Consider the following 21,217-nt stretch of genomic DNA (forward strand, 5'->3'; position numbering starts at 1 on the left):
CCCATGACCAACCCCTTCGACGACCAGGACGGCACCTTCCTCGTCCTCGTCAACGACGAGAACCAGCACTCGCTCTGGCCGCAGTTCGCCGACGTCCCGGACGGCTGGACCGTCGCCCACGGCCCGGACACCCACGCCGACTGCCTGGAGTACGTCGAGGGGGCCTGGACCGACATGCGGCCCAAGAGCCTCGCGGACGCCATGGACGCCCAGCGGTAGCGCGGCCGACATGACCTCCACCGACACCCTGGACGGGGCCCGCGACACCGTGGGCCCCGCCCGGCCGGACGACCTCGCCGCGGCCCTGCTCACCCCCGAGGCCCGGCGCGACCCGTACCCGCTCTACGCCCGCATGCGGCGCGAGGACCCGGTCCACCGCAGCGCCCAGGGCACCTGGTACCTCACCCGGCACGCCGACGTCGAGGCCGCGCTGGGCGACCTGCGGCTGTCCAACGACCGGGACAGGATGACCCGCGCCTACACCGCGCTCGGCGGCGACCTCAAGGCCTTCAGCCGGCTCACCGACCGGCTCGGCCGGGTGATGACCAACACCGATCCGCCGGACCACGCCCGGCTGCGCAGACTGGCCAACAAGGCCTTCACCGCCCGGCGCGTCGAAGCCCTGCGCGACGGTGTCCAGCGGATCGTCGACCGGCTCATCGACGAGGCGGTCGCGGCCGGACCGACCACGGACCTGATCGAGGCAGTCGCCTCCCCGCTGCCGATGTCCGTCGTCTGCGAGCTCTTCGGCATCCCCGACGAGGACCGGCCCCAGGTCAAGGACTGGTTCCACCGCTTCGGCCGGCTGGCCGAGGACATCGACAAGTCCGAGGCGGCGATCGAGCAGTACGAGGAGTACCTGTCCGGGCTCATCCGGCAGCGCCGGCGCGCACCGGGCGACGACCTGATCAGCGCACTGGTCGCCACCCAGACGCAGGACGACCGGCTCACCGACTCCGAACTGCTGTCCACCTGCTTCGTCCTGATCACCGCCGGCGACGAGACCACCACCCACCTGATCGGCAACGGCGTGCTCGCCCTGCTGCGCCACCCGGACCAGCTGGCCCGGCTGCGCGCGGACCCGGGCCTGATCCGCGGCGCCATCGAGGAGTCGGCCCGCTACGACACGGTGACCCAGGCCATCGTCCGGGTCGTCGCGCAGGACCTGGAGATCGGCGGACGGACGCTGCGGGAGGGCGAGTTGGCGTACCTGTTCCTCGGTGCGACCAACCGCGACCCCGAACGCTTCGAGGACCCCGACCGGCTCGACCTGTCCCGCCCCGGCAACCGGCACCTGAGCTTCGGCCACGGCCCGCACTTCTGCCTCGGCGGCCCACTGGCCAAGCTCCAGGCGGAGGTCGCCGTCGGCACGCTGGTGCGCCGGCTGCCGGAGCTGCGGCTGGCCGACGGGGCGGAGCTGGACTGGCGGCCCAACCCGCTGCAACGGCGGCTGTGCGCCCTCCCGATCGCCTACTGACCGTGAACCACGACGAAGGAGCAGTACCGACCATGGCCCGAGAGTTCGAGGTCCGCCGGGAACAGGACCTGCCCGCCACGCCCGAGCAGGTCTGGGACGCGGTGGCCACCGGCGCCGGCAACCTGGGCTGGCTCTACCCGATGGAGATCGAGCCGCACGTCGGCGGAAAGGCCACCCGGGGCGATGCCACCGTCGTGGCCTGGGAGCCGCCGCGGCACCTCGCCGTCCGGGCGACCCAGGACGGCGGGTTCTCCAACACCCTCAGTTACCACATCGAGCCGGCCGATGCCGGAACGAGCCGCCTGCGGATGGGAATCCACTGGGTGCACACGGGCGTTGTGGACGAGGCCTGGGCCTGGGACGCCAAGACGGACGCGGCCGAGAAGCACGTCGACTTCTACCAGCACGGCCTCGCCGAGTACCTCCGGCACTTCGCCGGCCGCCCCGCCGTCTACGTCAGGGCCCAGCTCCCCGAACCCACCGCCGACCCGGCCGACTTCGCCGCCCTGCGCCGACGCCTCGGCCTCGCCGACGACGCGGCCGTCGGCGACCGGTTCACGCTCCTCTCCCCCGACCCGGACCACGACCCCGTGGCGGTGGTCGTCGACTGGCTCAGCGCCGACTTCCTCGGCCTGCGCGGCGCGGACGCCCTGTACCGCTTCTTCAACGGCAGCACCTGGAACGTGCCGATCTGGCTCGGCCACCACCTGTTCGCCGAGGACACCGACGAGCAGCAGGCCACCAAGGCGTGGACGGCCTGGCTCAACGACACCCAGACCCGGGAGCTCTGATGGGAACCTCCACACAGACGCTGCTCTTCGCCGCCGAACTCGTCGAGGAGAACGGTACCTACGCCCTCGTCGTCGAGGACGTGAGGAGGGGCACCGTTCAGAGCACCCCGGTCCCCAAGAACATGGTCGACAAGCTCCCGACCTTCCTCTCCGCGCTCGCCGCCAAACTCAACCCGCCGCCACGCCGCCACTGGTAGCCGCTCCGGGCGCGTCGGCCCGGGCGCCACCGCGCGCCCGGGCCGACGCCGAACGCGGAGGACGCCGAGACGCGGCGCGCTGGACGTCGGCTGCGGCCAGGGCCACGCGGTGAACGTCCTGGCCGAGGCGTCCCCCGTCAGCCGCTGCCGCACGGTCGGCCAACCGGGACCTGACCCTGGCCTCGCCGGCGGGGCGCCTTCGAGGCCCGCCCCCGAGGCTTCGGGTGCTCCGTCAGTAGCCGGTGCCGCGCTTGGTCTGGGCCCGCTCGACGTCGTGGGCCGCACCCTTGTGGTCCAAGGTGGCACACGCGTCGGCGATGTCCTGTGTCAGGCGGTCGATCTGCTCGCGGCTCAAGGTCTCCTTGGCCAGGGCACGCAGGATCTTCACCCGCTGCGCGTTGGGCGGGAGCGTGTACGCCGGCACCATCCAGCCGCGCTCGGCCGAGAGCTGCCAGGCGATGTCCGACTCGTCGTAGGAGTGCTTGCCGGCGAGGCGGAAAGCGACCAGCGGCAGCTGCTCGAGATCGCTGCCGATCACTTCGAACCGGCCGCTGCCACGCAGGTTGTCCGCCAACGCGCGGGCGTTCGCCTGCATCATCTCCATGACGTACGTGTAGCCCTGGCGGCCCAGCCGCACGAAGTTGTAGTACTGCGCGAGCACCATCGACGCGCCGGTCGAGAAGTTCAGCGTGAACGTCGCGTCGGTCTTGCCCAAGTAGTTCTCGTAGAACACGAGGTCCTTGGCCAGGTCGGACTCCTCGCGGAAGACCAGCCAGCCGATGCCGGGGTAGACCAGGCCGTACTTGTGCCCCGAGACGTTGATCGAACGAACCTGCTCGAGCCGGAAGTCCCACTTCGAATCGGGATAGAGGAACGGCCACACGAAGCCGCCGCTGGCGCCGTCCACATGGATCGGAATGTCGAGGTCCCGCTTCGTGCGGATCTCCCGCAGAAGCTTGTCGATGCCGACGACGTCGTCCATGTGGCCGGTGAACGTGGTACCGACAACGGCGACGACACCGATCGTGTTCTCGTCGAGGTGCGGCTCCACATCCTCCGGGCCGATCGTGTACTTGTCCTCGGCAAGCGGCACGATCCGCGGCTCCACGTCGAAGTAGCGGCAGAACTTCTCCCACACCACATGGACATCACCGCCGAAGACCAGATTGGGCCGCTCCACCGACAGGCCGGCCGCCTGCCGCCGCTCCCGCCACTTCCACTTCAGCGACAACGCACCGAGCATGATCGCCTCGGACGAACCCTGGGTCCGACACCCGGCGGTCTTCCCCGGCGCGTGGAAGAGGTCGGCGAGCATACGCACGCAACGCTGCTCGATCTCGGCGGAGATGGGGTACTCCGCGTGGTCGATGAAATTGCGGTGGAGGTTCTCCGCGATGATCCGCTGCGCCTCCGGCTCCATCCAGGTGGTGACGAACGTCGCGAGGTTGCGCTGGGGGTCGCCCTCCATGGCGAGGTCCGCGTCCACCAGCCTCATGGCGTCCGTCGCGGTCATGCCGTCCTCGGGAAAGGTATCCGAGGGAGCAGGTGCGGTCAGGAATCGGTTGCCGAACAGGGCCGCGGTCTCACTCTTGCTCATGCCGGCGACTCCACCACGTCCCGGACGGGAGCCATGGCAGGACCTGCGGGCCGGGCTCGAAGTGCACGCGAACGGCGTACCCTCCCGACGCCCGGCTGCCCGCTCGTCAATGCGGGCACCCGCGCACGGGTAGTTGCCCGGCGGCCGGCCGGCTCCGAGCCGTACCCGGACGACACCGACCGTCTGTTGGAGATCACCGTTGCGATGGGGCTGTTCGTCGTCGGCCGTGCCGCCTGACCACCGGTGTCCACAGTGAGCCCGCCGCCCTGGTTCCGTGAGCGGTCGGGCCTGGCGGACGGGGGCACGGGTCGTCAGGGCAGGTGGCGTGTCCGGCGGGGGCTTCTCCGCCCGGTGGGTCGGGGCGCCGGTGGATCCCGGTCCCGGACCAGGTGGGCCCGGTCCCGATGGCGGCAGTGATACTCGCGGCCTAGCTTGGCAGGGGTACTGCTCAGCGGGTGGGTGCCCGATGCCCGCAGGTGATTCGTGCTTCGTGCTTCGTGCTTCGTGCTTCGTGACCGGGCCGCGGGCCGGTGGTGTCGGCCGGTCGGCTTGCGGCCCGTCGTCGTACCTCACAGATCGTAGACGTCGAGTGCTGGCCGCAAGGAATTGCCCGCCGGCGTAACGGAGGCCAGGTATGTCGCAGTCGTCGTGGAGCGAGTACAAGCCGGGGAGTTCCTTCCCGGGGGTGATCGGCCGGACCACGCAGGAGTCGGTTCCGGCGTGGCCGCAGCCGGTGCGGGCGGTGCCGGGTGCACCGAACGTGGTGTTCATCGTGTTGGACGACACCGGGTTCGGGCAGTTCGGCTGTTACGGCAGCCCGATCGAGACGCCGAACCTGGACGGGCTGGCAGCGGGCGGGCTGCTCTACAGCAACATGCACACCACCGCGTTGTGCTCGCCGTCGCGCTCGTGCATCGTGACGGGCCGTAATCACCACGCGAACGGCATGGCGGCGATCACGGAGCTCGCCACCGGGTTTCCCGGGTACAACGGGCAGATCCCGTTCGAGAACGGGTTCCTGTCGGAGATGCTGCTCCAGCACGGCTACAACACGTACATGGTCGGCAAGTGGCACCTGATGCCCTCGGAGCAGGAGTCGGCTGCGGGGCCGTACGACCGGTGGCCGCTGGGGCGCGGCTTCGAGCGGTTCTACGGCTTCCTCGGCGGGGACTCCAGTCAGTGGTACCCGGACCTGGTGTACGACAACCACCAGGTCGAGCAGCCGGCGACGCCGGAGGAGGGCTACCACCTGACCGAGGACCTGGCCCAGCGGGCGATGTCGTTCATCGCGGACGCCAAGCAGGTCGCCCCGGACAAGCCGTTCTACCTGCACCTGTGCCCTGGCGCGACGCACGCCCCGCACCACGTGCCGAAGGAGTGGGCGGACCGCTACCGGGGCCGGTTCGACGACGGCTGGGACGCCTACCGCGACCACACCTTCGACCGGCAGAAGCAGCTCGGCATCGTGCCGCCGGACGCCGAGCTGTCCGCGCACGACCCGGACGTGCCGGCGTGGGAGTCGCTGACGCCCGGCGCACGGCGGCTGGCCACGCGGATGATGGAGGTCTACGCCGGGTTCCTGTCGCACACCGATCACCAGATCGGGCGGCTGCTGGACTTCCTGAAGGAGACCGGCGAGTTCGACAACACGCTGGTCATGGTGGTCTCCGACAACGGCGCGAGCGCCGAGGGCGGGGTCACCGGCACCACCAACGAGCTGCAGTTCTTCAACAACGCGCCGGAGTCGCTGGAGGAGAGTCTGGCGCGGATCGACGAGATCGGCGGCCCGACCACGTTCAACCACTACCCGTGGGGCTGGACCTGGGCGGGCAACACCCCGTTCCGGCGGTGGAAGCGGGAGACCTACCGCGGCGGCGTCAGCGACCCCTTCCTGGTCCACTGGCCCGCGGGCATCAAGGCCCGCGGCGAGATCCGCCACCAGTTCGCGCACATCATCGACATGGTCCCGACCGTGCTCGACGTGTTGGGCATCGAGCCGCCCGCCACCATCCGCGGGGTCACCCAGTCGCCCCTGCACGGGGTCAGCTTCGCGCACACCTTCGACGATCCTGCCGCCCCGACCCGCCACCGTACTCAGTACTACGAGATGTTCGGCCACCGGGCGATCGACCATGACGGCTGGCGCGCGGTCTGCCCCTGGCCCGGCCCCAACTTCGCCGAGGCCGAACGTCCGTTCGGCACCCCGATCACCATGGCGGACCTGGACGACCTCGACGCCCACCACTGGGAGCTGTACCACGTCGAGGAGGACGTCGCCGAGACCACGAATCTCGCCGAGGAGCACCGCAGCAAACTGATCGAGATGATCGCCCTGTGGTACGTGGAGGCCGGCCGGTACAACGTGCTGCCGATCGACGGCAGCGCCCTCGAGCGCCTGATGCTCGAGCGCCCGCAGATCACCGAGGACCGCACCAGCTACACCTTCCGGCCCGACACCCAGGTCCTGCCGGCCGCCGTCGCCCCCCGGGTCCTGAACCGCCCGCACAGCGTCACCGCCGACGTGGAGATCCCGCCCGGCGGCGCGGAGGGCGTCCTGCTCTGCCAGGGCACCAACGCCGGTGGCTGGACCCTCTACGTCAAGGACAACCACCTGCACTACGCCCACAACTACGTCCAGCGCACCCTGCACCACGTGGCCTCCACCGAGCCGCTGCCCGAGGGCCGGCACGCGCTGCGCTTCGAGTTCGAACCCACCGGAGCCCCGGACATCGCCCACGGCAAGGGCGCACCCGGCCGCGCCCAGCTGTACGTCGACGGCCGCCTGGTCGGCGAGACCGAGATGCCGTTCACCACCCCGGTCGCCTTCAACCCCGGCGGGATGTGCTGCGGCGCCAACCCCGGCTCCGCCGTCACCCCCGACTACCGAGCGCCGTTCCGCTTCAGCGGCACCCTGCACAGCGTCACCGTCGACATGTCCGGCGACCTGATCGTCGACGCCCCCAGCGAGATGCGCATGCACATGGCCCGCCAGTGAGGCCCGCCCGACCGGGCCTGCCACTGGTCAGGCGACGCCGTCCAGCAGCAGGCCCAGCCGGATGTCGAACCAGGCCCGCTCCTGCCGCCACCCGAGCGCGGCGCCCACCAGCAGCCGGCTCAGCCCGTCGACGGTGAGCGCCCGCCAGCGGCAGCCGTTCAGGACCTCGACGAGTGCCTCGACGCACTCGTCCTGCGGGCTCGCCCCCGTCCGCGGGCCGGGGAGGCGGAACGAGCCCGAATCACCGCCGTCCATGGCGGCCACCGCACGGCGGCAGACCAGCCCGGTGGTGAAGGACCGCCACGCGAAGGGCTCCAGCGCCGCACGGACCGCGACGACCCGCACATCGCCGACCGGGACCGACACCGCCATCGCGACCACCTCACCCGGGAAGAACAACCGACTCCGAGTGTCACACGCACCCACGACGTCCGAGCAGAACTGGCCGGGCACCGCGTCCAGTGACACGGGGCTACGGCAGGGGCAGGGTGTAGACGCGGGCGGCGGTGCGGCGGAAGACGGCGTCCTTCTCGTCCGGGCTCAGTGCCTGCGTGAGCCGCTCGGTGATCCGGACGACGTCTGCGTAGTCGGCCTCCAGGGTCGATACGGGCCAGTCGGAGCCGAACATCAGACGCTGCGGGCCGAAGGCGTCCAGCGCGGTGTCGGCGTAGGGGCGCAGGTCCTCGATCCGCCAGGTGTGCGCAGTGGCTTCGGTGAGCAGGCCGGAGAGCTTGCAGGCGGTGTTGGGGAGCGCTGCCAGCCGGCGCAGGTCGTCCGCCCAGGGGTGGAGCGGTCCGGTCGCGACGGGGGGTTTGCCCAGGTGGTCGAGGACGAAGGTCAGCTCGGTCAGGCTCGCCGCCGCGGCGATCGCGGCGGGCAGGTGGTGCGGCTTGACGACGAGGTCGTAGGCGAGGCCGGCCGCGGCGACCGCGAGCAGGCCGCGCCGGACGTCCTGGCGCAGCAGCCACCGGGGGTCGGGTTCTTCCTGCACCTGGTGGCGGATGGCGACCAGGTGCTCTCCGCCGGGTCCTTCACGGAGGGCGGCGAGGGTGTCGGCGACGTCGGGCGCGGTCAGGTCCGTCCAGCCGACGACTCCGGCGACGAGGTCGCTGCCGGCCGCCACGGCCAGTAGCTCGGGTGTCTCCTCGGGCACGCAGACGGTCTGCACCGCCACCGTGGAGGTGACCCCGGCCGCCCGGGCCCCGGGTTCGAGGTCGGCGACGGAGAAGGAGCGGGCGAGGGGTGCGAGCCTGTCGCCGGCGATCCAGTCCTGCTGTCGGGCCGTCAGGTCCCAGATGTGGTGGTGCGCGTCGATGATCACAGCTGCCAGATCACCGGGAGTGCGGCGGCCCCGCCGTCGGCGGAGTAGTCGTGGACGACGTCCAGCAGGTCGGCCATCCGTGCCTGCCAGGCGATGTTGACCGGCAGTGCCTCCAGTGCGGCGAGCACGGCGGCGTAGTCGTCGGCGTCCAGCAGGTGGAAGAGGTCGGTGCCGGAGCGCCAGATGGTCCAGGAGGTGACCCCGGCTGCGCGGATGGCGGCGGTGAGCTCCGCCGGGACCTCGCGGTGGGCGGCCTCGTACTCCTCGATGCGGTCGGGGCGGACGCGGGTGTGCAGGGCGACTCTCATGAGGTCTCCGTGAGGATGAGGACGTCGAGGGTACGGGGACCGTGCACTCCTTCGACCCGGTCGAGCTCGATGTCGCTGGTGGCGGACGGACCGGAGACGAAGGTCAGTGGTCGCGCCGGGTCGAGCCGGGCGAGGGCTTCGGGGACGTCGCCGACGATCTGCTCCGCTCGGACGACGCACAGGTGGTAGTCGGGCAGCAGTGTCAGGGCCCGCCGGCCCTGGCCGGGCCCGGCGTCGAGCACGATGGTGCCGGTGACGGCGATGCCGAGCGCGGCCGTGGTCAGCACGGCGCCGACGGCGTCGAGTCGGGCGACGCCCAGCGGCGGATCGTCGCGCAGCCAGGTCCGGTCGCCGGCGGGAAGCCACTGCGGCGGGAAGCCGTCCGGCACCACGGCCCGGGTCAGCCCGCGTCCGGCGATGGTGCGGCCGATCACCTCGGCGGCCTGCGTGACGTCCGCCCGCACCACGGTGGCGCGGTAGTCGGCGACCCGTTCGGCGAACAGGTCGACGAGGTCGCCCTCGGCGTGGCTGCGCCGGTAGTCGCGAGGTACGGGAACGTCCTGCGGACTCTCGGTGGTGGGTACGTCCGTCAGCGCGGCCCTGATCCGACCGAGTACGTTCTCGCGGCTGCTCATCCCTGCTCTCCCTCACGGTTCTTGCGCCACCAGGTGCGGAACGACTCGGTCGGCGGTGCGGGCGTGTCGCGGCTGTCGGACCAGCCGCGGAACGGTCCGGGCAGCCGTCCGATCCGGCCGCGCCGGGCGAGCGCCCGGCCACCGAGCGCGGCCGCCCGCTGGGCGTACCCGAGCCGGGCGGGCGAGACGAGGACGGCGGTGGCGGCCTTCATGGCCAGCGCCTCCGGGCTCGGCAGGCGGCGGCCCGCGCGCTTGGCCTCGACCACCTCGGCCCGCAGATGCGTGAGGACCTCGGGAATGTTGATCTTCACAGGGCAGGCGTCGTAACAGGCCCCGCAGAGCGTGGAGGCGAACGGCAGCGAGGCCGCGTGCTCCACACCGACCAGTTGCGGGGTGAGTACCGCGCCGATCGGCCCCGGGTAGACGGAGCCGTAGGCGTGGCCGCCGGTGCGCTCGTAGACGGGACAGACGTTGAGGCAGGCGGAGCAGCGGATGCAGTTCAGCGCCTGGCGGCCGACGGTGTCGGCCAGGGTGTCGCTGCGCCCGTTGTCGAGCAGGACGAGGTGGAAGGCGCGCGGTCCGTCACCCGGGGTGACGCCGGTCCACATGGACGTGTACGGGTTCATCCGCTCGCCGGTGGAGGAGCGCGGGAGCAGCTGGAGGAAGACCTCCAGGTCGCGCCAGCTCGGCAGCACCTTCTCGATGCCCATGACCGTGATCAGCGTCTCGGGCAGGGTCAGGCACATCCGCCCGTTGCCCTCGGACTCCACGACGGCGACGGTGCCGGTGTCCGCACAGGCGAAGTTGGCTCCCGACACCGCGACCTTCGCGCGGAGGAACTTCTCCCGCAGGTGCAGCCGGGCCGCCTCGGCGAGCGCCGCCGGGTCATCGGTGAGCCCTTCGGGTGCGGGGCGGCCCCAGCGGGCCATCTCGGTGGCGAACAGGTCGCGGATCTCGGCGCGGCCCAGGTGGATCGCCGGGACGAGGATGTGCGAGGGGCGGTCGTCGGCGAGCTGGACGATCAGCTCGGCCAGGTCGGTCTCGTACGCGGCGATGCCGGCCTCGGCGAGGGCCTCGTTGAGCCCGATCTCCTGGGTGGCCATGGACTTGATCTTGACGACCTCACGCGTTTCGTCGTCACGGCCGCCGGTGGCCCGGACCAGCTCGGTGACGATCCGGTTCGCCTCGGCGGCGTCGGCGGCCCAGTGCACCACGCCGCCCGCCCGGGTCACCGACTCCTCCAACCGCAGGAGATGGACGTCGAGATGGCGCAGTGTCCGCCGCTTGACGGCCTCGCCGGCGGCCCGCAGGTCCTCCCAGTCGTCCAGCTCCCCGGTGACCTGGAGGCGCTTGTCGCGGATGGTGGTGGTCGCCCTGCGGAGGTTGGTCCGCAGTCGGGTGTCCGCGAGCGCGGTGCGGGCGGCATCGGGGAAGGCCGGGCTGCCGAGGAAGACCACGCCGCGGCCGTCCATGGTGCCGCTCATCGCGGGTCCCCTTCGGTGGATGCCAGGATCTCGGCCAGATGCATGGTCCGTACCGCCGAGCCCTGGCGGGAGAGTCCGCCGCCGATGTGCATCAGGCAGGAGTTGTCCGCCGCGCACAGCACGTCCGCGCCCGTCGAGGTGACCTCGCCCGTCTTGTCGGCGAGCATGGCGGCGGAGGTGTCCGCGTTCTTGACGGCGAACGTCCCGCCGAAGCCGCAGCAGGAGTCGGGCCGTTCCAGGTCGACCAGCTCCAGGCCGCGCACCGCGCGCAGCAGCCGTTCGGGCCGGTCGCCCAGCCGCAGCCCGCGCAGGGAGTGGCAGGTCGGGTGGTAGGCGACGCGGTGCGGGAAGGCGGCGCCGACGTCGGTCACTCCGAGGACGTCGGTCAGGAACTCGGTGAACTCGTGGACCTTGGGCACCAGTTCGCCGACCTCGCGCCGCAGCTGGTCGTCGCCGTACTGGTCGGCGAGTACCGGGTGGCTGTCCCGGACCATGCCGGCGCAGGACGCCGACGGGGTCACCACCGCGTCGTATCCGCCGAACGTGCGCACGAAGCCGGCCACCAGCGGCATCGCTTCCGGCCGGTAGCCGGTGTTGAAGTGCATCTGCCCGCAGCAGGTCTGGGACGGGGGGAACTCGACGGTGTGGCCGAGCCGCTCCAGGAGGTGGACGACGGCCTTGCCGGTGTCGGGGAAGAGCGTGTCGTTGAAGCAGGTGATGAAGAGGGCGATGCGCATCACGTGCCGTCCTTCGGTACCGGGACGCCGGCCGGCAGCAGCCCCGAGGTCTTCAGCTCGTCCCACAGGCCGGGCGGGATCGGGAGGCCGAACTGCCGTGCGGCGTCGGTGATTTCTTCGGCGTTGCGGGCGCCGACCAGCACACCGGCCACCGCCGGGTGGCCGAAGGCGAACCGGACGGCGGCGGCCCGCAGCGGCACGCCGTGCCGCGCGCACACCTCCTGCATGCGCAGCGCGCGCTCCACCAACTCCGGTGCGGCGGCGGCGTAGTCGAAGGTCGCTCCAGGCCGCGGATCGGCCAGCAGGCCGGAGTTGAAGACCCCGCCGATCACCACCGAGACGCCCCGCTCGGATGCCGCCGGCAGCAGGTCGGCCAGCGCCGACTGGTCCAGGAGCGTGTAGCGCCCGGCCAGCAGCACCACGTCGACATCCGTCTCGCGGACGACGCGGGTGAGCGCGGCGGACTGGTTCATGCCCGCGCCGATCGCTCCGATCACGCCTTCGGAGCGCAGCTGATCCAGCGCCGGGTAGGCCTCGGTGAGAGCCTGGTCGAGGTGGTCGTCCGGGTCGTGGAGGTAGACCGTGTCGACGCGGTCCGTCCCCAGGCGCAGCAGGCTCTGCTCCAGGCCGCGCCGTACGCCGTCGGCGCTGAAGTCCCACCGGCGTCGGTGTGTGGCCGGGACGGCGAAGCCGTGGGCGAGGTCGTCACCGGCGGGCTCGGAGACGGGATCCAGCAGTCGGCCGACCTTGGTGGAGAGCTGGTACTCCGCGCGGGGACGGCCGTGCAGGGCCGTTCCCAACCGTCGCTCGGACAGGCCGAGTCCGTAGTGGGGGGCTGTGTCGAAGGTGCGGATGCCGGCCGTCCAGGCGGCGTCGACCGCCGCGGCGGCGGTGGCGTCGTCGACCGCGGTGAAGAGGTTGCCGATCGCCGCGCCGCCGAAGGAGAGGCGGGTGGTGGTGACGGCGCTGCGGCCGAGCCGGACGTGGTGCATGGGCGTCGTCCTCACTGTCCGGCCGGGCGCAGCCGGAGTCCGGCCATGCCGCCGTCGACGGCGAGCGCCGTGCCGGTGACGGATGCGGCGGCGGGGGAGGCCAGGTAGGCGATGGCGGCTGCGACCTCCTCGGCGGTGACCAGGCGTCCGGTGGGCTGGCGGGCGTCGAGCGCGGCGCGCTCGGCGGCCGGGTCGGTGGCCGCGTCCAGCAGGCGGCCGACCCATGGCGTGTCCACCGTACCCGGATTGACGCAGTTGACCCGGATGCCCTCGCGGACGTGGTCGGCGGCCATCGCCAGCGTGAGTGAGAGGACCGCGCCCTTGCTGGCCGAGTACAGCGCGCGCTGCGGCAGCCCGGCGGTGGCGGCGATGGAGCAGGTGTTGACCACGGAGGCGAAGGCGGAACCACGCAGGTAGGGCAGCGCGGCCCTGGTGGTGCGGACGATGCCGAGTACGTTGACGTCCAGCACTCGGTGCCACACCTCGTCGGGGTTGTCCTCGACGGTGCCTGCCGCGCCGATGCCCGCGTTGTTCACGAGGATGTCGATGCCACCCAGCCGTTCGGCGGCCTCGCGGACGGCGCTGCGCACCGAGGCGTCGTCGGCCAGGTCGGCCTTGAAGCCGTGCAGGGGCGGCCGCAGCCCGCCGGGGTCGAGGTCGAGCACGGCGACGTCGGCGCCGCGCTCGCCGAGCAGCCGCGCGGTGGCCAGGCCGATGCCGGAGGCGCCGCCGGTGACCAGGGCGGTGAGCCCGTCGAGGTCGAGGGTCATGCGGTGACCTCCGCGCGGTTCAAGGTGGCCTCGGCGGCCCAGAAGAGGCCGTCCGGGTAGGTGTAGGTCGCGATGGACTCGGGGTGCATGGTGGCGGAGAAGCCGGGCGCGGTGGGCGCGGTGTAGTGCCCGGACCGGATGACCACGGGGTCCGTGAAGTGCTGGTGGAGGTGGTCGACGTACTCGATGACGCGGTCCTCGGTGGTGGCGGAGAGCGCGATGTAGTCGAACATCGAGAGGTGCTGGACCAGTTCGCACAGGCCGACGCCGCCGGCGTGCGGGCAGACCGGGATGCCGAACTTGGCGGCGAGGAGCAGGATGGCGAGGTTCTCGTTGACGCCGCCGACCCGGGCGGAGTCCAGCTGGAGGATGTCGATCGCGCCGGCCTGGAGCAGCTGCTTGAAGACGATGCGGTTCTGCACGTGTTCGCCGGTGGCGACCTTGACCGGCGCGACGGCGGCCCGGATGGTGGCGTGGCCGAGGATGTCGTCGGGGCTGGTGGGCTCCTCGATCCAGTACGGGTCGAACGCGGCCAGCGCGCGGGTCCACTCGATCGCCTCGGCGACGTTCCACCGCTGGTTGGCGTCGACGGCCATCCGGATGTCCGGCCCGACAGCGGCCCGGGCGGCGCGGCAGCGGCGGATGTCGTCGGCGAGGTCGGCGCCGACCTTCAGTTTGATCTGTGTGAAGCCGTCCGCGACGGCCTGCTCGGCGAGCCGGGTGAGCTTGTCGTCGCTGTAGCCGAGCCAGCCCGGCGAGGTCGTGTACGCGGGGTAGCCGCGCTCGCGCAGGACGGCCTCCCGCTCGGCGGCGCCGGCCCGGCCGGCCCGCAGCAGGGCGAGTGCCTCCTCGGGGGTGAGGGCGTCGGCGATGTAGCGGAAGTCGACCTGGGAGACCAGCCACTGCGGCTCGGCGTCGGTGAGCAGCTTCCACAGCGGCTTGCCCTCGCGCTTGGCGGCCAGATCCCAGACGGCGTTGACCACGGCCCCGATCGCCATGTGCATCACGCCCTTCTCCGGGCCGAGCCAGCGCAGCTGGCTGTCCCCGATCAGGTCGCGGTTGAGGCTGGCCGGGTCGGCGCACAGCTCGGCGACCGGCCGGCCGACGACGTGCTCGCGCAGCGCGTTGATCGCGGCCACCTGCACGTCGTTGCCCCGGCCGATCGTGAAGGTGAAGCCGTGGCCCTCCAGCCCGTCGCCGGCGTCGGTGCGCAGCACCAGGTAGGCGGCGGAGTAGTCCGGGTCGGGGTTCATCGCGTCCGAGCCGTCCAGCTCGCGCGAGGTGGGGAAGCGGATGTCGTACGTGTCGACGGCGATGATCCGCGGGGTGACCGAGGGCAAGGGTCCGGTCCTCTCAGAAGGGGCGGGAGGCGCTTAGGCCTGGGCGAAGGCCTGGGACTGCCGGCCGAGGCCGTCGATGGCCAGCTCGACGCGGTCGCCGGCGCGCAGGTACGGGGTGCCGGGCAGGCCGAGTGCGACCCCGGCGGGGGTGCCGGTGTTGATCACGTCGCCCGGGTTGAGCACCATGTACTGGCTCAGGTACCAGACGATGTACGCCACATCGAAGATCATGTTCTCGGTGCTGCCGTCCTGGCGGGGTTCGCCGTTCACGGACAGGCGAAGACCGAGGGCCTGGGGGTCGGCGATCTCGTCGGCGGTGACCAGCCAGGGACCGAGGGGATTGAAGGTCTCGCAGGACTTGCCGAGGTCCCACTGGGACGAGAAGTCGAGCTGGAACTCGCGCTCGGAGACGTCGTTGCTGATCGCGTACCCGGCGACGGTCCGCAGGGCGCTCGCGGGGGAGTCCAGGTAGCGGGCCTGACGGCCGATCACCACGGCGAGCTCGACCTCCCAGTCGGTCTTCGCGGACCCGCGCGGGATCAGCACCCGGTCGTACGGCCCGACCACGGTGGCCGGGTCCTTCATGAACACCACGGGGCGTGCCGGGATGGCGGCGCCGGTCTCCTCGGCGTGGTCGCGGTAGTTCAGCCCGATACAGACGACCTTGCCGGGCCGGGAGACGGGTGAGCCCACCCGGAGGCCCTCGGTGTCCAGCACCGGAAGGGTGCCCGCTGCCAGCGCCGCGCGGACCCGCTCGACGCCGCCGTCGGCCAGGAAGGACCCGTCGATGTCGCTGGTCAGACCGTCGAGGCCGAACGTCCGGCCGTCGCGGTCCTGGACGGCGGGGACCTCCCGGCCGACGGAGCCGAGTCGGAGCAGTTTCACGGAAAAACCTCCTATCTCTTCGGAGTTCCAGCCCGGAGAGGCAGACATCCGATGAATCCGCTGTGCGTCGACCATAGGAGCAGTCCAGGGGAAAACGCAAGGATCCATCCGAGGTCTGCGCCGCGCATCGGTAGCCGTAGCCCTAATCTCCTGCCCGGCTGGCCGTAACCTCTGGGTCACGCTCGACATTCATCCGAGGTCTCTACTTGTCAGCGGGATGTCGGACTCGTAAGGTCCTCCGTGCCGCAAGCCATCCGATGAATCTCCCCGAGCATCGGATCGCGCAGAGCTGCGCAGGTCGCCTGGATTTGGGCCACCCCCACGCTCTGATCCGCCCCGCCCCGGGTCAGTCCAGACAGTCAAGGAGATCAGCACCATGAACCCTCGCACTTCCCGGACCGTGGCCGTCGCCGCCGGAGTGGTCCTGGTGGCCGGTCTCGGGACCGCATGCAACCGAGGCAGTGACAGCGCCGACGGCGCGAGTGGCAGGCCGGCGATCGGCATCGACCTGCCGCGTGCCGACTCCGACTTCTGGAACTCCTACGCCCAGTACGTCCAGAAGGGCGTGACCGAGCAGGGCCTCAAGGCCCTCCCGGTCAGCAACTCGCAGAACGACATCACCAAGCTCGTCGCCAACGTCCAGGTCTTCCAGAACACCGGAGCCAAGGCCGTCGTCATGGCGCCGCAGGACACCGGCGCCGTCGCCTCCACCCTCGACGCGCTCGCGGCCAGGAAGATCCCGGTGGTCAGCGTGGACACCCGCCCGGACAAGGGCAGCGTCTACATGGTGGTCCGGGCCGACAACAAGGCGTACGGCACCAAGGCCTGCCAGTTCCTCGGGAAGCAGCTCGGCGGCAAGGGCACGGTCGCGGAGTTCCAGGGCGCGCTCGACTCGATCAACGGCCGCGACCGCTCCGAGGCCTTCGCGGCCTGTATGAAGTCCGAGTTCCCCGGGATCCAGGTGATCGAGCTGGCGACCGACTGGAAGGGTGACGTCGCCTCCGCAAAGCTCCAGTCGACCCTCGCGGCCCACCCGGACCTGAACGGCGTCTACATGCAGGCCGGCGGCGTCTTCCTGCAGCCCACCCTCGCCCTGCTCCAGCAGAAGGGCCTGCTCAAGCCGGTCGGCGACCCCGGCCACATCGCGATCATCTCCAACGACGGTATCCCGCAGGAGTTCGACGCGATCCGCAAGGGGCAGATCGACGCCACGATCTCGCAGCCCGCCGACCTCTACGCCAAGTACGCGCTCTACTACGCGAACGCCGCCGCCGAGGGCAAGACCTTCCAGCCCGGCCCCACCGACCACCAGTCGACGATCATCCAGCTGCCCAACGGCCTGGAGGACCAGCTTCCCGCGCCGCTGGTGACCAAGGAGAACGTCGACGACAAGACCCTCTGGGGCAACAGCGTCGGTCACTGATCCCGACCTTCGGCAACCCCAGCGGAAAGGACACCGTCCCATGGCGGACCCCAGCCCCGCCTTCGACCCCGCCGCCGGCCGCGCTCCGGCGCCGGTGGTCGAGGCCGACGGCATCAGCAAGCGCTTCGGCGCCACGGTGGCACTCGCCGACGCACGTATCTCGGTGGCGCCGGGCGAGTCGCACGCCCTGGTCGGCCGCAACGGCGCGGGCAAGTCCACCCTCGTCTCCATCCTGACCGGTCTTCAGCGCCCGGACACCGGCACGCTGCGTTTCAACGGCGAACCGGCACCGGCCCACGGAGACACCGACGCCTGGCGCTCCCGGGTCGCCTGCGTCTACCAGCGCTCGATGGTCGTCGGCGAGCTCACCGTGGCCGAGAACCTCTTCCTGAACCGGCAGAGCGGCGGCCTGCGCCCGATCGGCTGGCGGCAGTTGAGGCGCCGGGCCGCCGGGCTTCTCGCCGAGTACGGCGTCGACGTCGACCCCTGTGCCCGTATCGACGAACTCACCGTCGAGCAGAGGCAGTTCGTCGAGATCGCCCGGGCGCTGTCGTTCGGCGCCCGGTTCATCGTCCTTGACGAGCCCACCGCGAAGCTGGACGCCAGGGGCATCGACCGGCTCTTCACCAAGCTGCGCGAACTCCAGGCCAGGGGTGTGGCGTTCCTCTTCATCTCGCACCACCTCCAGGAGGTCTACGACCTCTGCACCACCGTCACCGTGTACCGCGACGCACGGCACATCACCACCGCCCCGGTCGCCCGACTCGACCAGCACGCACTGGTGGAGGCGATGACCGGCGAGACCCGCGAGACCCGCGGGACCGCCGCGGACGACCGGCAGGCCGGTGCCGACATCCCCGCCGACGCGCCCCTGCTGCTCGACATCGAGGACCTGAGCCTGCCCGGCGCGTACGAGAACGTCACGCTGACCGCCCGCGCGGGGGAGGTGGTCGGCCTCGCCGGGGCTGCCACGAGCGGCAACGTCCAACTGGGCGAGACCATCGCCGGACTGCACCGGCCGAAGGGCGGCAGGATCGATGTCGCCGGGCGCACCGTCCGGCCCGGCCGGGTGGCCGGCGCGCTCGCCGCCGGGGTCGGACTGGTCCCCGAGGACCGTCACATCCAGGGCCTGGTCCCCGGGCGCAGCGTCGCGGAGAACGCCACGCTCACCGTCGGCGACCAGCTCGGGCCCTTCGGCCTTGTCCTGCCGTCGCGGACCCGCGCCTTCGCCGCCCGCATGATCGCCGACCTGGACATCAAGACTCCGGGGCCGGACGCCCCGGTGGACGCGCTGTCCGGCGGCAACCAGCAGAAGGTGGTCATCGCCAGGGCGCTCGCCACCGGGCCGCACGTCCTGGTGGCCATCCGGCCGACCAACGGCGTCGACATCAAGTCCAAGGAATCCCTGCTCGGCACCGTCAGACAGGTGGCTGACCAGGGCAAGACCGCCCTCATCGTCTCCGACGAGCTCGACGACCTGCGGATCTGCGACCGCGTGGTCGTCATGCTCCAGGGCCGGCTCGTCTCCGAGTTCGTCCGGGGCTGGAGCGACGAACAGCTGGTCGCCGCCATGGAGGGCATGGCCGGCACCGACACGAAGGAAGGCCATGGCCATGACCCCCAGCACTGAGCTCACCGAGCGCCCCGCCGCCGTCCCGGCCGTCGCGGCCCCCGGCCGCCGCTTCGACCTCGCCCGCTACCGGGACCTCTCCCTGCTCCCGGTGCTGCTGGTCCTCGGCGTGATCGGGTTCGCGGTCTCGCCCGCCTTCCTGACCTCGGACAACCTGCTCGGCGTGGGCCAGCAGGCGACCGAGCTGAGCCTGCTGGTGCTGGCCCAGGCGCTGATCCTGATCGCCGGACGGATGGACCTGTCGCTGGAGTCCACCATCGGCGTCGCGCCCGTGATCGCGGTGTGGCTCGTCCTGCCCGACCACGGCGACCGCTTCAACGGGCTCGGGCTGTTCCCCGGCTGGGCGGCGATCCCGCTCTGCCTGGCGGTCGGTGTGCTGATCGGCGCCGTCAACGGCTTCCTGATCCTCAAACTCCGGCTCAACGGCTTCATCGTCACCCTCGGCGCGCTGACCCTGCTGCGCGGGCTCCAGGTCGCGATCTCGGAGGGCCGGTCGATCGTCAACCTGCCCGGCTCGTTCCGGTACCTGGGCAGCGCGTCCTGGCTGGGCGCGCCCGCCGCGATCTGGATCTGTGCGCTGTTCTTCCTGGTGGGCGGCGCCGCGCTGGCCTGGCTGCGGCAGGGCCGGGCGCTGTACGCGATCGGCGGCAACGCCGAGGCGGCCCGCGCGGCCGGGATCCGGGTCGACCGGATCACCTGGGCCGTACTGATCCTCGGCAGCGTGCTCGCCGCCTTCGCCGGCATCCTGTACACCGGCCACTACGGCTCCATCTCCGCGGACCAGGGCAGCGGCTGGATCTTCCAGGTGTTCGCGGCCACCGTGATCGGCGGCGTCAGCCTCAACGGCGGGCGCGGCACCCTCTTCGGTGCGCTCACCGGTGTGCTGACACTCCAGCTGGTGGTCAACGTGATGACCCTGGCCGGTGTGCCGCCGCTGTGGAACCAGTTCCTCAACGGCGCGATCATCATCCTGGCCCTGATCGTCTCCCGCTTCGCCTCCGGGGAGAAGCAGGAGTAGCCGCCCCACCCCGGAGTCCGGAGCGGCGCGCGAGCCAACCCCCATGTGGCTCGCCCGCCGCTTCCGGCTTCCCCGTCCGCAGCGAAGGAGTACCGGCATGCGCCGCCGTCCGACCGGTGCCGAGCAGAAGGCGAGCCCGCCTTGGGACTGACCGACCTCGCGATCGAACGCGTCAAGGAGATGATCGTGTCCGGGGCGCTCGCCCCCGGCGCCCGGCTGCCCAACGAGGCCGACCTCGCCGAACAGCTGGGGCTGTCCCGCAACTCGCTGCGCGAGGCGGTGCGGGCGCTCACCGCCCTGCGGATCCTGGTCGCCAGACAGGGCGACGGCACCTATGTCTCCGGCCTCGAACCGCACCTGCTGCTGGAGGCGATGTCGTTCGCCGCGGACGTCTCCCACGGGCCTTCCGCGCGTCAGCTCCTGCACGTCCGCAGGATGCTGGAGCCGCAGGCCACCGCCCTGGCGGCGGGCCGGCTCTCCGAACGCGAGCTGGCCGAGCTGCGCGCGATCCTCGCGGCCGGCGCGCAGGCCGAGAGCATCGAACGGTTCGTCGAGCTGGACGTCGAGTTCCACCGGGTGATCGTGGACTCGCTCGGAAACCCGGTCCTCTCCACGCTGTTGGGCATCCTGTCCACGCACACCCAGCGGCTGAGGATCGTGCGCGGCGCCCGGGAGAGCGTCCGGTGGGCCGCCCACCACGAGCACGAGGCCATCCTGCGGGCCCTCACCACCCGCGACGCCCAACTGGCCGCCGCGGTGGCCACGGTGCACGTCGCCGCCGTGGAGGACTGGCTCGCCGTCGGCTCCCCGGTGTGAGCCCGCACGTCCGAGGCCGTCCTCCCGGCAGGAAGGACGGCCTCGGACGTGAACCGGGACCGGTCGGCGGCTGTGGGCCTCCCGCTAGAGCGGCGGCAGCGCGGACGCGGCCGAGCCGAGCATCTTGCGAAGCCACTGCTCCACCCCGGCGACGTGGACGGTGGCCCAGGCGTGGGCGAGGTCCGGCCGGCGGGCCTCGATGGCGGACAGGATCGCCTCGTGCTGCTCCCGGGTGCGTCCCACGGCTCCCTCCTCGGTGACGCCGCGCCAGATTCTGGCGCGGGTGGTCGGTCCGGAGAGCCCCTCGACCAGCGAGCAGAGCACCGCGTTACCGGAACCGGCGGCGATCTGCTGGTGGAACTCCAGGTCGTTGGCGATCAGCTCCTCCAGCGTGGGATCGTCGCCCAGGCTTTCGAGGACCGTGCGCAGGCGGGCGATGTCCTCGTCCGACATGAGGTTCGCGGCCATCGCCGTCGCGGCCGGTTCCAGGATTCGTCGTACCTCCAGGAAGTCCAGCACCGTGTTGTCCTGGTGGAAGTCGACCACGAAGCCGAGCGCGTCCAGCAGCAGCTCGGGCTCCAGGCTGGTCACGTAGGTGCCGTCGCCCTGGCGGACGTCGAGCACCCTGATCAGCGAGAGGGCTTTCACGGCCTCGCGCAGCGAACTGCGGGACAGGCCCAGCCGATCGGCGAGGTCGGCCTCCTTGGGCAGCCTCGCCCCGGGACGCAATTCGCCACTGACGATCATCGCCTTGATCTTGTCGATCGCCTCGTCGGTGACCGGCACGCGCATCCGCCTCCC

Annotated in this window: 21 protein-coding genes; 9 read left to right on the forward strand and 12 right to left on the reverse strand. The window is 71.5% G+C overall.

From position 1 onward, the window contains the following. Positions 1-3 precede the first annotated feature (3 nt). Genes OG871_RS28105 through OG871_RS28120 form a run of 4 tightly spaced genes read left to right on the forward strand, consistent with a single transcriptional unit; the run spans position 4 to position 2,465 of the window. Positions 4-219: an MbtH family protein gene (locus OG871_RS28105; protein ID WP_371500459.1), complete on the forward strand. Its 216-nt coding sequence runs from the start codon at positions 4-6 to the stop codon at positions 217-219. A 10-nt stretch (positions 220-229) separates the two neighbouring features. Next, a complete protein-coding gene (locus OG871_RS28110) occupies positions 230-1,477 on the forward strand; it encodes a cytochrome P450 (protein ID WP_371500460.1) in 1,248 nt (415 codons plus the stop codon). A gap of 32 nt (positions 1,478-1,509) precedes the next feature. Beyond that, entirely contained in the window at positions 1,510-2,268 is a 759-nt protein-coding gene (locus tag OG871_RS28115; protein WP_371500462.1) for an SRPBCC domain-containing protein, read from the forward strand. Continuing rightward, on the forward strand, positions 2,268-2,465 hold the full coding sequence (locus tag OG871_RS28120; protein ID WP_371500464.1) for a hypothetical protein: 198 nt from the start codon (positions 2,268-2,270) through the stop codon (positions 2,463-2,465). The genes OG871_RS28115 and OG871_RS28120 overlap by 1 nt, the downstream gene beginning before the upstream one ends. Positions 2,466-2,697: 232 nt before the next feature. Here OG871_RS28120 and OG871_RS28125 read toward each other — a convergent pair whose 3' ends face one another. Then, the gene (locus tag OG871_RS28125; RefSeq protein ID WP_371500466.1) at positions 2,698-4,062 is read right to left on the reverse strand and encodes a glutamate decarboxylase; all 1,365 of its coding nucleotides are present in this window, start codon (positions 4,060-4,062) and stop codon (positions 2,698-2,700) included. 634 nt (positions 4,063-4,696) lie between these two features. Between OG871_RS28125 and OG871_RS28130 the strand changes: the two genes are divergently transcribed. Beyond that, positions 4,697-7,057, forward strand: coding sequence for an arylsulfatase (locus OG871_RS28130; protein ID WP_371500468.1), 2,361 nt, complete (start codon positions 4,697-4,699; stop codon positions 7,055-7,057). Positions 7,058-7,084: 27 nt separating this feature from the next. On the opposite strand, the gene OG871_RS28135 is transcribed toward OG871_RS28130, so the two are convergent. From OG871_RS28135 to OG871_RS28180, 10 genes are all read right to left on the reverse strand, one after another. Next, positions 7,085-7,429, reverse strand: a complete 345-nt coding sequence (locus OG871_RS28135) for a hypothetical protein (protein WP_371500470.1) — start codon at positions 7,427-7,429, stop codon at positions 7,085-7,087. Between the two features lie 100 nt (positions 7,430-7,529). Further along, positions 7,530-8,378, reverse strand: a complete 849-nt coding sequence (locus OG871_RS28140; protein WP_371500472.1) for an amidohydrolase — start codon at positions 8,376-8,378, stop codon at positions 7,530-7,532. Beyond that, positions 8,375-8,686, reverse strand: coding sequence for an L-rhamnose mutarotase (locus OG871_RS28145; protein WP_371500474.1), 312 nt, complete (start codon positions 8,684-8,686; stop codon positions 8,375-8,377). Before OG871_RS28145 ends, OG871_RS28140 begins: the two co-directional genes overlap by 4 nt. Continuing rightward, positions 8,683-9,321 (reverse strand): lactate utilization protein C, encoded by a 639-nt coding sequence (locus OG871_RS28150; RefSeq protein WP_371500475.1) that lies wholly within the window; start codon positions 9,319-9,321, stop codon positions 8,683-8,685. Before OG871_RS28150 ends, OG871_RS28145 begins: the two co-directional genes overlap by 4 nt. After that, complete coding sequence (locus tag OG871_RS28155; RefSeq protein ID WP_371500477.1) at positions 9,318-10,805, reverse strand: lactate utilization protein B; 1,488 nt, start codon at positions 10,803-10,805, stop codon at positions 9,318-9,320. Before OG871_RS28155 ends, OG871_RS28150 begins: the two co-directional genes overlap by 4 nt. Next, positions 10,802-11,542, reverse strand: a complete 741-nt coding sequence (locus OG871_RS28160) for a (Fe-S)-binding protein (protein ID WP_371500479.1) — start codon at positions 11,540-11,542, stop codon at positions 10,802-10,804. The genes OG871_RS28155 and OG871_RS28160 overlap by 4 nt, the downstream gene beginning before the upstream one ends. Continuing rightward, complete coding sequence (locus tag OG871_RS28165; RefSeq protein WP_371500481.1) at positions 11,542-12,534, reverse strand: aldo/keto reductase; 993 nt, start codon at positions 12,532-12,534, stop codon at positions 11,542-11,544. The genes OG871_RS28160 and OG871_RS28165 overlap by 1 nt, the downstream gene beginning before the upstream one ends. Before the next feature lie 11 nt (positions 12,535-12,545). After that, a complete protein-coding gene (locus OG871_RS28170; protein ID WP_371500482.1) occupies positions 12,546-13,304 on the reverse strand; it encodes an SDR family NAD(P)-dependent oxidoreductase in 759 nt (252 codons plus the stop codon). Then, positions 13,301-14,644: an L-fuconate dehydratase gene (locus tag OG871_RS28175; protein WP_371500484.1), complete on the reverse strand. Its 1,344-nt coding sequence runs from the start codon at positions 14,642-14,644 to the stop codon at positions 13,301-13,303. Before OG871_RS28175 ends, OG871_RS28170 begins: the two co-directional genes overlap by 4 nt. A gap of 33 nt (positions 14,645-14,677) precedes the next feature. Further along, the gene (locus OG871_RS28180; protein WP_371500486.1) at positions 14,678-15,529 is read right to left on the reverse strand and encodes a fumarylacetoacetate hydrolase family protein; all 852 of its coding nucleotides are present in this window, start codon (positions 15,527-15,529) and stop codon (positions 14,678-14,680) included. Positions 15,530-15,905: 376 nt separating this feature from the next. On the opposite strand from OG871_RS28180, the gene OG871_RS28185 reads away from it, so the two are divergent. From OG871_RS28185 to OG871_RS28200, 4 genes are all read left to right on the forward strand, one after another. Continuing rightward, positions 15,906-16,952: a sugar ABC transporter substrate-binding protein gene (locus tag OG871_RS28185; RefSeq protein ID WP_371500488.1), complete on the forward strand. Its 1,047-nt coding sequence runs from the start codon at positions 15,906-15,908 to the stop codon at positions 16,950-16,952. A gap of 40 nt (positions 16,953-16,992) precedes the next feature. After that, positions 16,993-18,582: a sugar ABC transporter ATP-binding protein gene (locus OG871_RS28190; RefSeq protein WP_371500490.1), complete on the forward strand. Its 1,590-nt coding sequence runs from the start codon at positions 16,993-16,995 to the stop codon at positions 18,580-18,582. Then, a complete protein-coding gene (locus OG871_RS28195; RefSeq protein WP_371500492.1) occupies positions 18,566-19,600 on the forward strand; it encodes an ABC transporter permease in 1,035 nt (344 codons plus the stop codon). The genes OG871_RS28190 and OG871_RS28195 overlap by 17 nt, the downstream gene beginning before the upstream one ends. A 141-nt stretch (positions 19,601-19,741) precedes the next feature. Then, complete coding sequence (locus OG871_RS28200; protein ID WP_371500494.1) at positions 19,742-20,416, forward strand: FadR/GntR family transcriptional regulator; 675 nt, start codon at positions 19,742-19,744, stop codon at positions 20,414-20,416. An 84-nt stretch (positions 20,417-20,500) separates the two neighbouring features. Here the strand turns inward: OG871_RS28200 and OG871_RS28205 are convergent, their stop codons facing one another. Continuing rightward, complete coding sequence (locus tag OG871_RS28205; protein WP_371503452.1) at positions 20,501-21,202, reverse strand: FadR/GntR family transcriptional regulator; 702 nt, start codon at positions 21,200-21,202, stop codon at positions 20,501-20,503. Between the last annotated feature and the right edge of the window lie 15 nt (positions 21,203-21,217).

Origin of the sequence: Kitasatospora sp. NBC_00374 (genome assembly GCF_041434935.1) — a bacterium.
Classification (GTDB): Bacteria; Actinomycetota; Actinomycetes; order Streptomycetales; family Streptomycetaceae; genus Kitasatospora.

Coding starts and splice junctions, on each gene's coding strand:
- OG871_RS28155 (WP_371500477.1), bottom strand. CDS start 10,805: ATGAGCGGCACCATGGACGGCCGCGGCGTGGTCTTCCTCGGCAGCCCG.
- OG871_RS28115 (WP_371500462.1), top strand. CDS start 1,510: ATGGCCCGAGAGTTCGAGGTCCGCCGGGAACAGGACCTGCCCGCCACG.
- OG871_RS28125 (WP_371500466.1), bottom strand. CDS start 4,062: ATGAGCAAGAGTGAGACCGCGGCCCTGTTCGGCAACCGATTCCTGACC.
- OG871_RS28185 (WP_371500488.1), top strand. CDS start 15,906: ATGAACCCTCGCACTTCCCGGACCGTGGCCGTCGCCGCCGGAGTGGTC.
- OG871_RS28150 (WP_371500475.1), bottom strand. CDS start 9,321: ATGAGCAGCCGCGAGAACGTACTCGGTCGGATCAGGGCCGCGCTGACG.
- OG871_RS28105 (WP_371500459.1), top strand. CDS start 4: ATGACCAACCCCTTCGACGACCAGGACGGCACCTTCCTCGTCCTCGTC.
- OG871_RS28110 (WP_371500460.1), top strand. CDS start 230: ATGACCTCCACCGACACCCTGGACGGGGCCCGCGACACCGTGGGCCCC.
- OG871_RS28190 (WP_371500490.1), top strand. CDS start 16,993: ATGGCGGACCCCAGCCCCGCCTTCGACCCCGCCGCCGGCCGCGCTCCG.
- OG871_RS28165 (WP_371500481.1), bottom strand. CDS start 12,534: ATGCACCACGTCCGGCTCGGCCGCAGCGCCGTCACCACCACCCGCCTC.
- OG871_RS28170 (WP_371500482.1), bottom strand. CDS start 13,304: ATGACCCTCGACCTCGACGGGCTCACCGCCCTGGTCACCGGCGGCGCC.
- OG871_RS28145 (WP_371500474.1), bottom strand. CDS start 8,686: ATGAGAGTCGCCCTGCACACCCGCGTCCGCCCCGACCGCATCGAGGAG.
- OG871_RS28135 (WP_371500470.1), bottom strand. CDS start 7,429: ATGGCGGTGTCGGTCCCGGTCGGCGATGTGCGGGTCGTCGCGGTCCGT.
- OG871_RS28130 (WP_371500468.1), top strand. CDS start 4,697: ATGTCGCAGTCGTCGTGGAGCGAGTACAAGCCGGGGAGTTCCTTCCCG.
- OG871_RS28160 (WP_371500479.1), bottom strand. CDS start 11,542: ATGCGCATCGCCCTCTTCATCACCTGCTTCAACGACACGCTCTTCCCC.
- OG871_RS28195 (WP_371500492.1), top strand. CDS start 18,566: ATGACCCCCAGCACTGAGCTCACCGAGCGCCCCGCCGCCGTCCCGGCC.
- OG871_RS28120 (WP_371500464.1), top strand. CDS start 2,268: ATGGGAACCTCCACACAGACGCTGCTCTTCGCCGCCGAACTCGTCGAG.